10 protein-coding genes are annotated in these 12,608 nt (G+C 58.2%); 6 read left to right on the plus strand and 4 right to left on the minus strand.

The features are described from left to right. Positions 1–91: 91 nt before the first annotated feature. Entirely contained in the window at positions 92–3,244 is a 3,153-nt protein-coding gene (locus tag FN806_RS13620) for a valine--tRNA ligase (RefSeq protein ID WP_142638052.1), read from the minus strand. Between the two features lie 142 nt (positions 3,245–3,386). Here FN806_RS13620 and FN806_RS13625 point away from each other — a divergent pair, with 142 nt between their 5' ends. The 3 genes from FN806_RS13625 (at position 3,387) to FN806_RS13635 (ending at position 7,945) form a co-directional block, all read left to right on the plus strand. Next, positions 3,387–5,678, plus strand: a complete 2,292-nt coding sequence (locus tag FN806_RS13625; protein ID WP_142638054.1) for a xanthine dehydrogenase family protein molybdopterin-binding subunit — start codon at positions 3,387–3,389, stop codon at positions 5,676–5,678. Continuing rightward, complete coding sequence (locus tag FN806_RS13630; RefSeq protein ID WP_142638056.1) at positions 5,656–6,732, plus strand: DUF2235 domain-containing protein; 1,077 nt, start codon at positions 5,656–5,658, stop codon at positions 6,730–6,732. The genes FN806_RS13625 and FN806_RS13630 overlap by 23 nt, the downstream gene beginning before the upstream one ends. A gap of 124 nt (positions 6,733–6,856) precedes the next feature. Then, positions 6,857–7,945 (plus strand): Hint domain-containing protein, encoded by a 1,089-nt coding sequence (locus tag FN806_RS13635; RefSeq protein WP_142638058.1) that lies wholly within the window; start codon positions 6,857–6,859, stop codon positions 7,943–7,945. Positions 7,946–8,046: 101 nt separating this feature from the next. Here the strand turns inward: FN806_RS13635 and FN806_RS13640 are convergent, their stop codons facing one another. After that, complete coding sequence (locus tag FN806_RS13640; RefSeq protein WP_142638060.1) at positions 8,047–8,622, minus strand: GcrA family cell cycle regulator; 576 nt, start codon at positions 8,620–8,622, stop codon at positions 8,047–8,049. Between the two features lie 126 nt (positions 8,623–8,748). Between FN806_RS13640 and FN806_RS13645 the strand changes: the two genes are divergently transcribed. Beyond that, positions 8,749–9,552: an ABC transporter permease gene (locus FN806_RS13645; RefSeq protein ID WP_142638062.1), complete on the plus strand. Its 804-nt coding sequence runs from the start codon at positions 8,749–8,751 to the stop codon at positions 9,550–9,552. On the opposite strand, the gene FN806_RS13650 is transcribed toward FN806_RS13645, so the two are convergent. Continuing rightward, positions 9,534–10,427, minus strand: coding sequence for a DMT family transporter (locus tag FN806_RS13650; protein WP_142638064.1), 894 nt, complete (start codon positions 10,425–10,427; stop codon positions 9,534–9,536). The genes FN806_RS13645 and FN806_RS13650 overlap by 19 nt on opposite strands. Positions 10,428–10,474: 47 nt before the next feature. Then, positions 10,475–10,852, minus strand: coding sequence for a MerR family transcriptional regulator (locus FN806_RS13655; protein ID WP_246097248.1), 378 nt, complete (start codon positions 10,850–10,852; stop codon positions 10,475–10,477). Positions 10,853–10,913: 61 nt separating this feature from the next. Between FN806_RS13655 and FN806_RS13660 the strand changes: the two genes are divergently transcribed. Beyond that, the gene (locus FN806_RS13660; protein WP_142638066.1) at positions 10,914–11,171 is read left to right on the plus strand and encodes a zinc ribbon domain-containing protein; all 258 of its coding nucleotides are present in this window, start codon (positions 10,914–10,916) and stop codon (positions 11,169–11,171) included. Between the two features lie 239 nt (positions 11,172–11,410). Continuing rightward, on the plus strand, positions 11,411–12,598 hold the full coding sequence (locus FN806_RS13665) for an aspartate aminotransferase family protein (protein WP_142638068.1): 1,188 nt from the start codon (positions 11,411–11,413) through the stop codon (positions 12,596–12,598). The last annotated feature ends 10 nt before the right edge of the window (positions 12,599–12,608 follow it).

Raw genomic sequence — 12,608 nt, forward strand, 5'->3', positions numbered from 1 at the left:
AACAGGGCGAAATCCGGACCGGGGAACGAAAACCCCGCCAACGCGGGCGTGGCGGGGTCTGGTATCTTGAACGGTTTGGAGCAGACGAAGATCAGGCGATTTCGGCCAGACGTGCCAGCGCCTCGTTCAGTTTCACCTCTTCTTCTTCACGGGCGGCGAGGTTGGCTTTGGCTTCGGCGACAACCTCTTCCGGGGCCGAGGCCACAAATTTCGGATTGTTCAGACGACCGCGCAAACCACCCAATTCCTTGGCAAGTTTGCCCTTGGCCTTTTCCAGTCGTTCCTTTTCGGCGCCGATATCGATGATATCTGCCAGCGGCAAGCCGAACGTCGCACCCGGCGCGGCAATCGAGATCGTCCCCTTGGGAAATGCGTCCACTTTGGTCAGGCTGTCGATCCGCGCCAGCCGCTTGATCAGCGCCTCGTTACGGTCCCATGCAGCTTGGCCATGCGCGTCAATCTCTGTCACCAGCATCGGTACATAAAGGCCCGCCGGAACCCGCATCTGCGCACGAGCTGAGCGCGTGTTCTCGATCACCGAGATCACCCGGTTCATTTCGCGGTCCGCCTCTGGGTCGACCAGTTCGGTGCCGTAAGTCGGCCAGTCTGCGTGTACGACCATCTTGGCGCGCGTGCCTGTCAGGCCCCACAGTTCCTCGGTAACGAAGGGCATGATCGGGTGCAGTAAGACCATGCACTGGTCCAGAACCCAGCGCATGGTAGCGCGGGTCTCGGCCTGTGCTTCGGCATCGTCACCCTGCAGCAGCGGTTTGGAGAGTTCAACGTACCAGTCGCAGACCTTACCCCAGACAAAGGCGTAAAGCCCGTTGGCAGCATCGTTGAAACGATAGCTTTCCAGTGCGGCGTCGACCTCGGCCCGTACACGGGCAGTTTCGCCTATGATCCAACGGTTTACGGCGGCCTTGGGTTTCAGATCAGCGACGTCTAGTTGCGGCACGGCGTCGGTGAAGACCTCGTTCATCTCGGCAAAGCGAACAGCGTTCCAAAGTTTTGTACCAAAGTTGCGATAGCCGGTGATGCGTTCGCGAGACAGTTTCAACACGCCGCCAATCGCCGCCATCGAGGCATTGGTAAAGCGCAGCGCGTCGGCGCCGAATTCGTCCACGATCTCCAGCGGGTCGATGACGTTGCCGGTGGTCTTGGACATCTTCTTGCCCTTCTCGTCGCGGACGAGCTGGTGCAGGTAGACGGTGTGGAACGGGATCTGATCGACCACCGCCAGTTGCATCATCATCATCCGGGCGACCCAGAAGAACAGGATGTCAAAGCCGGTGATCAGAACGTCCGTGGGGAAGTAGCGTTCCAGCTCCTCGGTTTGCTCGGGCCAGCCCAGCGTGCCGATGGGCCAGAGGCCGGAGGAGAACCAGGTGTCGAGAACGTCGGGGTCACGCCAAACCGGATAAAACAGCTTCGTCGGGTCTTGTTCAACTGCATACTGAGCAAGGCTTTCGGCGAATTGATGGATCGCTTCTTGCTTATCGGCAACTTCGATTACAGTTGCGTGGCTTAGCGGGCTGGGAATGTTTGCATTATCGTCCAGGAATTTTTCAGTCACTGCCTCCAGACTCGACGCGCATTCCATGACATTGCCACGGTGCAACATACCACCTTCGTTCAGCAAACGACCCAATTCGACCAGATCAAGGTTGCCGTCGTTCTCGTCATCTTTGAAGTTTTCGGCCGACAGGTCGAGGCCATACCAAACCGGAATCTGATGCCCCCACCACAACTGGCGCGAGATACACCAGGGCTCGATGTTTTCCAGCCAGTGGTAATAGGTCTTCTCGCCCGACTCGGGGATGATCTTGACCGTGCCGTCCTTGACCGCGTCCAGCGCGGGGCCGACGACTTTTTCGGCATCCACGAACCACTGGTCGGTGAACATCGGTTCGATCACGACCTTCGAGCGGTCGCCAAAGGGCTGCATGATCGGTTTGCTCTCGACCAGCGGGACGAGTGCAGCCGGGTCGTCATCTTCACCCAGCTTGGTGCCCAGAACAGGGTTGTCGGCGCGGGTCATGACGGCCAGCCCGTCGGCGGTGATCTCTTCGACCACCTTGGCGCGCGCCTCGAACCGGTCCAGTCCCCGCAGGTGATCGGGGATCAGGTTGATTGCGTCGATCTCATTCTCGGTGAATGCTTTGCCGCGTGCGTATTCCTGCGCTTTGCCCGCTTCCTCGGCGTAAGGCGCGCCATCGGCCCGCATTGCGCCACGCGTGTCCATCAGACGGTACATCGGAATACCGCCACGCTTGGCGACCATGTTGTCGTTGAAATCATGCGCGCCGGTGATCTTCACCGCGCCCGAGCCGAAATCGGGATCGGGATAGTCATCAGTAATGATCGGAATCTGACGGCGATGTTCCTTTGGCCCAACCGGGATCTCGCAGAGTTTGCCGATGATTGGCGCGTAACGTTCATCTGATGGGTGAACCGCAACCGCGCCATCGCCCAGCATGGTTTCAGGCCGCGTGGTGGCGATTGAGATATAGTCGCGCTGTTCCTCAAGCACGATATTCCCGTCCTCATCCTTTTCGACGTACGTATAGGTCTCACCACCCGCCAGCGGGTACTTGAAGTGCCACATATGCCCCGCGACTTCGATATTCTCGACCTCAAGATCCGAGATTGCGGTCTCAAAATGCGGGTCCCAGTTGACCAGACGCTTGCCGCGATAGATCAGGCCCTTTTCGTACATTTCTACGAAGACCTTGATGACGGCATCGTGGAAATTTGCAGAATTCTCATGCCCTGTGCGCGGGTCACCCGGTGCACCTGCCATGGTAAACGCGTTGCGCGACCAATCGCAGCTGGCGCCAAGACGCTTGAGCTGTTCAATGATTGTGCCGCCGTATTCACCCTTCCATTCCCAGACTTTCTCGAGGAACTTCTCGCGCCCGAGTTCACGCCGCCCTTCGTTGCCCTGCGCCGCCAGCATCTTTTCAACCTGCATCTGCGTGGCGATGCCTGCGTGGTCCTGACCGGGTTGCCAAAGCGTGTCGAAGCCGCGCATCCGGTGCCAGCGGGTCAGGATATCCTGCAGCGTGTTATTGAACGCGTGTCCCACATGCAGCGCCCCCGTCACGTTGGGCGGCGGGATCATGATGGTAAAGCTTTCATCGCGCGATCTGTTCGCGCCCGCCTTGAAGGCTCCGGCCTGTTCCCAGGCCTCGTAAATGCGGGCCTCGGCCTCGGCCGCGTTGAATGTCTTTTCCATCGCCATTGGATGCGTCCTGCGTCAACAAATTCGGGTTAGCGCTTGCAATATCGAAAGGATAGCAAAAGGGAAAGGGCCAAGCGCCGGGGCTATGGACAATGATGCATCGCAGCCTAATGTCGCCTAGAGGCAGAGACAGGAGCGCGCGGTGGAAAAGTTTGGCAAAAGCCAGCCCGTCAAACGGACCGAGGACCAGCGGTTTCTGACCGGGCAGGGGCAATATATGGACGATGTCCTGCCGCACGGGGCTTTGCATGCGGTATTCGTGCGATCCCAGGTGGCGCATGGGGTGATTGGGGCGCTGGATCTGGATGACGCGCGCGCGGCCGAAGGGGTGCGGCTCATCATGACGCTGGACGACCTGAAGGCCGCCGGGATCGACACGTGTATGAATGCGGCCATCCTGAATAACCGAGACGGTTCGAAAGCCGCTGCGCCGGACCGGCATATGCTGGCCGCGGATCGCATACGGTTTGTCGGAGAACCCGTCGCTGTAGTCATTGCCGACACCGCCTTACAGGCCCGCGATGCGGCCGAGCTGATCTGGGTCGAAACCTCAGACTTGCCCGTAAAACTGGACGTGTGTGCGGGCGGAGAAACGCTGCACGCGGAAACTCCGGATAATCGGGCATTTGACTGGGCGCTGGGCGATGAGGCGGCAACTATTGCTGCGTTTCAGCAGGCGGCTCATACCGTTGCACTGAATGTGGAAGACAATCGAGTGATCAACACGTCGATTGAACCGCGGGGCTGTCAGGCGCATTGGGTTGATGGGCGGTTGCACTTTTCCTATGGCGGGCAGGGGGTTTGGGCCATGCGTGGTCAGCTGGCGCAAAAGTTGCGACTCAACCCCGAAGATATCCGCGTCACGACCCCGGATGTCGGTGGCGGGTTCGGCATGAAGGTCATGCCCTATCCCGAATATTTCTGCGTGGCCGTTGCTGCGATGAAGTTGGGCCAGCCTGTTCACTGGATGTCTGACCGGTCCGAGGCGATGTTGTCCGATCACCATGGCCGCGATCTGTCGTCGCTGGCCGAGCTGGCATTTGACAACGATCACCGGATCACCGCCTATCGGGTGCACAGCAAGGTAAATCTTGGGGCCTATAACAGCCATTTCGGCCAGGCGATACAAACCAATCTTTTCAGCAAAGTGTTGATGGGTGCCTATGATGTACAAACCACCTATCTGCGGGTCGAGGGGTTCTTTACCAATACAACGCAGGTTGACGCCTATCGCGGCGCAGGGCGACCCGAGGCGATATATGTCCTTGAACGCGCTATCGACCGCGCGGCCCGAGAACTGGGCGTAGATCCCTGGGAGTTGAGGCGCAAGAATTTCATCCGGCCTGAGGCATTTCCTTACAAGACCGCGACCGGCGAAACGTATGATGTCGGCGATTTCGACATGGTTCTGTCCCAAAGCCAAAGACAGTCCAGCGGCTTTGCCGCCCGCAAGATCGCCGATGCTGAACACGGTTTGTTCCGGGGGCAGGGGATTTGTTACTATATCGAAAGCATTTTGGGCGACCCTTCCGAGAACGCAAAGATAGAGTTCGTTGAGGATGGCACCTTGAAACTTTTTGTGGGAACCCAATCCAACGGGCAGGGGCACGAAACGGTCTATGCTCAGTTCCTGTCTGACCAAACCGGGGTTCCCCTGGATTGCATCACCGTAGTTCAAGGTGACAGCGACCAGCTTCCGAATGGTGGGGGAACCGGGGGATCGCGATCAGTTACGGTGCAAAGTACAGCGACGCTTGCCACGATCGACGTCATGGTTGCCGCATTCACGCCCTATCTCGCAGATAAGATGGGGGTGGAAGAAAGCGACGTGCGCTTTGATTTTGAAACCTTCCGCGCGCCGGGATCAAACCTGACGCCCACTTTGACCGAGGCCGCGGATATGGCCCGTGCCGACGGGCGCGTAGATTTGTTGCAGCATCAGGCAAGCATCTCGCTGGACGACCGTAGCTATCCCAACGGGGCACATGTTGTCGAAATCGTGATTGACCCTTGTACCGGCGAAACATGGGTAGACCGCTATACTGTGGTCGATGATTTCGGTAATCTTATCAATCCGATGCTGGCCGAGGGGCAAGTTCATGGTGGTGTCGCACAAGGCATCGGTCAGGCGCTGTCCGAACATGTTGTCCATGATGCGCAGGGGCAACTGCTCACGGCATCGTTGATGGATTACGCCTTGCCCCGCGCAGCCGAGATACCCATGATTAAGTTTACCTCGGCGCCGGTACCGTCAACCTCTAACCCGTTGGGAATGAAAGGATGCGGAGAGGCCGGCACCGTGGGCGCGCTGGCTGCAGTGGCAAATGCGGTTCAGGATGCGCTCTGGGATCACGGGGTGCGGCAGGCCGATATGCCTTTTACGCCGCACAAAGTATGGGAACTGCTGAACGATGCAACTGTCGCGGCTGAGTAGAAAGGTACTGGGGTGGCTTGGACGGCCGCTGCGATCCGAGCATTCGGCCGAAACGCGCCATCGTGAACCTGTCAGCCATGTCATCATTCTAGACGGCACCATGTCGACGCTTGAGCCCGGATATGAAACTCATGCGGGGCAGGCGCTGCGGCTGTGCTGCGAGATGGGAAGCAAGGTATCCGTCTTCTATGAGGCCGGCGTGCAATGGGAAAGCTGGAAGTCCTCGTTGGATGTGATGATGGGGCGGGGGATCAATCGCCAGATACGCCGGGCCTATGGCTATCTGGCCTCGCGGTATAAGCCCGGCGACCGTATCTATTTCATCGGCTACTCACGTGGGGCCTACGGTGTGCGCAGCCTTGCGGGTGTGATCGATATGATTGGCCTGCTCAAGGCCGAGCATGCGACCGTAAGGAATATCAAACAGGCCTACCGCCACTATGAATGCAATGCCAATGGTAGCGCTGCTGCTGCGTTTCGCCGGCAGTTCTGTCATGAAGATGTTGCAATCGAAATGATCGGCGTGTGGGATACAGTAAAAGCGCTGGGCTTGCGTCTACCGCTGCTTTGGCGTTGGGCAGAGGATCGCCACGCCTTCCACAACCATCAGCTTGGTCCCGCTACACGCCACGGCTACCACGCGATGGCGCTGGATGAAACGCGCGAGGTATTCGAGCCGGTCCTGTGGAAATGTACCCCCGATTTTAAAGGCCATATCGAGCAAGTCTGGTTCCGAGGCACCCATGGCGATGTGGGTGGCCAGTTGAACGGGTTTGAAGAAGCCCGCCCCCTTAGCAACATCTCGCTGGTTTGGATGCTGGACAAGGCAGAGCTGCACGGCCTGCCATTGCCGGAGGGATGGAGAGACCGCTTTGTGATCGACCCTCATGCGCGTTCGGTCGGCACATGGCGCGGTTGGGGTAAGATTTTCCTACTGCGCAAGCACCGCAAAGTAGGCCGCGACCGATCCGAGCGGCTGCATGTCTCGGTTTCGCCAAACGAACTGCCCGGTTGGGTGCCGATGTTGGATTTGCCATCGCATCCAGCGCAGTAATTCGGTTCCAGCTGCGAACAAAAATCACTGGGAACATTTACTGGTTAGTGAGACCCTAGTACTCATATATTGAAACAAGTATCGGATCATCATACTCACGCCGAACACAAAGGCGAATTGACATATGGCAGACCCATATTTTTCCGAACTCAAGTACCTTGGAGGCCCACCACAGGACTTTATCGAGGTCGCTGTTGACGCGGGTGCAGATGTTTCTGGGCTTGTTGTTACGATCTACAACTCTGACGGATCTATCCGCAGCACTAACACGCTTGATGGGATCACCCCGACGACAGTCGCAGGCCGGGACGTCTATGTAATTGATTCAGCCAGTTCCGCCACCTTTACCGGGCTCGGTAAAACCAATGGTATCTCTTTATCCGACGGGTCAACGGTTTATCAGTTCAGCTCTTTCAGCGATCCCCCCAGCCCCGGCCCGATAACGGCGACAGCTGGCCCCGCCAATGGGATGAGCTCGACGGTTATCGGCGAGGCCGGGGCGGGAGATTCACTTATTTCCACCGACAATGGTGGAACCTATACGGTGAACACCACTCCGACACCGGGCACCATACCGTGCCTGACGGCAGGAACGTTGATTGCGACCGATCAGGGCCCAGTTTTGATCGAGAGTTTGAAGCAAGGTGATCGTGTCTTGACGGATCATGGTTGCACGCAGCCTTTGTCACAAATCATTCGGCGACATGTCAGTGTGCGGGATTTGCGCCGCAATCCCAAGCTTTACCCAGTACGCATTTGCGCTGGCGCGCTAGGGCAGGGCCTGCCCAGACGCGACCTGCTCGTGTCCCGTCAGCACCGGATGCTGATATCCTCGGCGATCGTTAAGCGCATGTTTGAGCGCCCCGAGGTTCTGGTCTCAGCTATAAAGTTGGTCGAGCTTCCGGGGATATACGTCGACGACAGAATTACAGAAGTTACTTATTTCCACCTGGTGTTTTCTGAACATGAGGTAATTTATGCAGATGGCGCCCCGACCGAGAGCCTTTTGCTTGGCGATGAAGCACTGAAATCTCTACCGGCAGCAGCCATGGAAGAGCTTTTTACGCTGTTCCCCGATCTTGTCGAAACCCCGATGCAAAAGACCAACTACAAAATCCCGGTGGGGGGGCGGCAAAAGCGATTGATCGCTCGGCATGCACGGAACCGGCGGCCGCTTTTGGCAGATTACGACTCTTCTTCGATTCCAGTGTGATCGCTCTTAGATGACGCAGAGCCAAAACAGGTGTATTGCCTGCATTCCGGCCTGCTGCGGGCACCGCGCTCTTTTGCTAGGTGCCTGCCTTCGTCAAAGCCTTACCGCCGCCGGTCGCGACGTGAGCTCATAGGCTGGAACGCCACACCCACATGCGCTTCGCAATAAGGTTTGCCTGCCTCAACGGGCAGACCGCAAAACCAGAAATCCTCGGTCGCGGGGTCGCCGACGGGCCATTTGCAGGTCTTCTCGGTCAGTTCCATCAGCGTCAGCTTTTTGGCTTTCTTCTCAACCTCGTTGACCTTGGCCAGCGCCTCGGGGCTGATCTCGTTCGCTGAAGGTTGCGGCGGCAGCGGTTGACCGGCCGGGATGATCTGACGGCGGGCCGGAACAGCGGGCTTGGCCTCGGCTGCCGGCGCTGCGGCTGGACGTGCCGGTTCCGTCTTGGGCGTGGGTTTGGGCTTGGCCTCGGCCTTGGGCGCGGGCGCTGGTTTTTCCTTTGGCTCAGCCTTGGCGGGGGTCGCGCCGGTTGCGCGATTCGACAGGCCCAGCCGGTGGACTTTGCCGATAACCGCATTGCGGGTCACACCGCCCAGTTCCTTGGCGATCTGGCTGGCCGACTGGCCCTCGCCCCACATCTTTTTAAGCAGCTCTACACGCTCGTCAGTCCAGGACATCATTTGCCTTTCAAAAGCGGAAAGCGGCCCCGGATTCGGGCCGCCTTGGGAATTCGTCTCAGCCCCCTATTTTAAACACTGCGGTCCGAGTTACAAGCGGTCTTCGAATCAGGTAGAGGGCAGATCATGCAGAATCTCATGGATCAGGAGGCACGCCGCTTTGGTGCGGTGAACTGGATGGGTCTCTATACGCTGGCCCGGCGGGAAACTTTGCGGTTTATGGCGGTGTGGACGCAGACACTTTTGGCACCGCTGGTGACTGCGGGGCTGTTTCTGCTGATCTTCAACATCGCTATCGGGCCCAGCCGGTCTGATGTGATGGGCGTGCCATTTTTGACCTTTCTGGCGCCGGGCATCATGATGATGACGGTGATCCAGAATGCGTTTGCCAATACTTCGTCCTCGATGGTGATCTCGAAAGTACAGGGCAACATCGTCGATACCCTTATGCCGCCGCTTTCGCCGTTAGAGATTCTGCTGGGATACCTTGCGGGCGGCATTGCCCGTGGCTTTCTGATCGCTGTTGTCGTTGCAACCGCGCTGGCGCTGGTGCTGGGTATTGTCCCGCAGAACCCACTGATCGCCATGATCTTTGTAGTGCTGGGAGGTGCCTTTATGGGCGCGCTGGGCCTTTTTGCCGGGATATTCGCCAATAAGTTCGACCAGATGGCTGCGATTACCAACTTCATCGTCACGCCTTTGGCGTTTCTTTCTGGCACCTTTTACTCGGTCGAGGCATTGCCGCCGGTTTTGTACCGGCTAAGCCACGCCAACCCGGTTTTCTATCTGATCGACGGGCTGCGCTACGGTATGATTGGGGTTTCGGACAGCTCGCCCTACCTTGGGATGTTGATCTGCACGGCTGCAACACTGGTGGTCGGTGCACTGACCTGGCAGATGCTGCGAACGGGCTATCGGCTCAAGGCCTGACGGTGCCGCGCCTCGCGCCACACAAGAATCAGCCCTCCGGCCAAGATGATGGCAGATCCAATCAGGCTGACCGCGTCGGGGACCACATCGAATATCGCAAAATCATATAGCGCAGCGAACAGCAGTGTCGCATAGCTTATCGGCGCTACGAAAGACGCATCTGCCCGCGCCATGCCGTTAACGAAACAGGCCTGTGCGCAAGCCATCAATGCGCCGATCCCCGCAAGGGCCGCCCATTGCGCCGGGCTGGGCATCTGAAACACGAAACTCACCGCGACCGACGCGATAGTCAGGCCCATAGCGTTGTTCACCAATAGAATTTGGATCGGGCTCTCTCGCCCTGACAGCTTTTTGATAAAGATCAGCTCCATCCCGATGACGACCGCCGCCGCCAGCGCCAGTAACGCCGCAGGTTGGAAGCTCGCAGGTGTCGGGCGCAGCAGAACCATAGCCCCGATCAGGGCCACCGCCGCCGCCAGCCAGCGCCAGGGGCCGACGCCTTCTTTCAGCAAGGGAATGGCCAGAACCATCGCAAAGACCGGGTTCAAGAACGAAATCGCCGTCGCATCCGCCATCGGTATGAATGCGACCGATGCAAACATCAGCGTGATTCCCAGCCAGCCAAAGCTTGTCCTACCGATATGCAGTCCCCAATGGGGCCGCCGCAGGGTAGGGCGCATGATGCCCACTGCCGAAACGATGACGAGGAAGGCGAATAGAAACCGCCCGTGGCTGATCTGCATTGGATGCAAAGGAGCACCTAGCGTATCTGTCCCCAAAGCTTTGGCCAGCAGGGTGGTTGCCGCAAGGAATGCACTGGCGACAAAAATCAACAGTGCCGCAAGGGGCGGGTTATGCGCTTTGGGAACGAACATGCGTAAGCGGTGATGTACGGGTGGACGAAAGGCAAGAGGTAAAACGGTCAGGGCTGTCCCGACGGTGTTGCAAGAGCCTGTTTGGCCTGTCGCAAGCTGTCCAGAAAACGATTTGCGCGGCCGATCCGCGCCTCAACCTCTTCGATCCGTTCCTGAAGAAATGCTACGCCGTCAAAGGTTTCGGGATCAGCCGCACCAAGTTGCCCCAGCAGAGTTGCAAGTTGGGCGATACTGATCCCCGCCGCCTGTGCATCGCCGATCTGTTCCAGCGTGATCAGCGTGTCATCCGGGTAGTCGCGATAGCTGTTTGTCGCTTCTGGCCCGGGGCGCGAGGCAATCAATCCGTGCCGTTCGTAAAACCGCAATGTGTCGCGGGGCAGCCCGCTTCGGCGGGACAGTTCTCCGATACGCATCTGTAAAACCATTGACTATACTCTATGGTTTTGATCTTATGGCCCGTGGTCAAAGCCTGCAAGGGGAAAGATGATGGGATCCAAATGTCAAAGCTGCGGCATGCCTCTTAGCAAGGATACCGAAGGGGGAGGCAGCGAAGCGGACGGAACCCGCAGCACACGGTATTGTTCACTCTGTTACGCTGACGGTGCGTTTCGACATCCCGATGCCTCGTTCGAGGAATTTCAGTCCCATTGTCTGGATGCGCTGGTGAACAAGGGCATGCCCCGCATTCTGGCCTGGGCTTTTACGCGCGGTATGGGTCGATTAGACCGCTGGAGCGAAGGCTGATACGGGGGTTGCAGCGTTGCAGCAACAAAGCCCTTTTCATCGCAAATCTTCGGCGCTATACGGCATCCATGATCAAACACGCTGATATCCTGCGACTTCGACGCCGACGCTTTGCCGCGTAACCGGCCCGTTTGATCCTTTTGCGCTGCCCAAATCGGCGCATCTCCCACCAAATCAGTTGACGAACATGGCCCTCGTGTATCACTCACGGGGCTCAACATATCGAAAAGGATGATCCGATGATCCCGTCCGTTCTGCCGACCTATAATCGTGCGCCCCTGACCTTTGTGAAGGGCGAAGGCGCTTGGCTGACCGAGGCGGATGGCCGACGTTTTCTGGATATGGGCGCGGGGATTGCTGTGAATGCACTGGGCCATGCGCATCCGGCGCTGGTGAACGCGCTGACGGAACAGGCCCACGCGCTGTGGCATGTGTCGAACCTTTATAACATCCCTCAGCAGCAGGCGCTGGCTGATAAGCTGGTTGAACATACCTTTGCCGACACGGTGTTCTTTACCAATTCAGGCACGGAAGCCTGCGAGCTGGCTGTGAAAATGGCACGCAAATATTTCTACGATAAAGATCAGCCCGAACGGGTCGACATCATCACCTTTGACGGTTCGTTTCACGGTCGGTCTTCGGCAGGTATCGCCGCTGCGGGGTCCGAGAAAATGACCAAAGGCTTTGGCCCGCTGCTGCCCGGCTTTGTACACCTGACATTTGGTGATCTTGACGGCGTCACCAATGCGATCTCGGACAAGACCGCGGCGATCTTGATCGAACCCATTCAGGGCGAGGGCGGTATTCGCCCCGTCCCTGATGCCGAGCTCAAAGCGCTGCGTCAGATCTGCAACGACAATGGCCTGTTGCTGATCCTCGACGAGGTCCAATGCGGCGTTGGGCGTACCGGTAAACTTTTTGCCCATGAATGGGCGGGCATCACGCCTGACATCATGATGGTCGCCAAGGGCATCGGTGGAGGGTTCCCTCTGGGTGCGGTGCTGGCCACCGAAGACGCGGCCAGCGGCATGACGGCAGGTACGCACGGGTCGACCTATGGCGGAAACCCTCTCGGTTGCGCGGTGGGCTGCGCGGTGATCGACCAGGTTGCAACCCCCGCCTTTCTGGACGGGGTCAATCGCAAGGCGGGCATGTTGCGCCAGAAGCTCGAAGGATTGATTGCAAATCATCCGGACGTGTTCGAAGAGGTGCGCGGCGCAGGGCTCATGCTGGGTCTGAAATGCAAGGCGACCAACTTGGACGTGGTGAATGCGGGATATGATAACGGCCTCATCACCGTTCCCGCCGCTGACAATGTGATCCGCCTATTGCCGCCTTTGACCCTGACAGAGGACGACATTGCACAGGCGGTTATTCGTCTGGAGAAAACGGCCGCGCAGGTCGATAGCAATCTGGCGTCTGCCTGAGCCCACCCGA

Source organism: Ruegeria faecimaris (assembly GCF_900182615.1).
GTDB lineage: Bacteria > Pseudomonadota > Alphaproteobacteria > Rhodobacterales > Rhodobacteraceae > Ruegeria > Ruegeria faecimaris.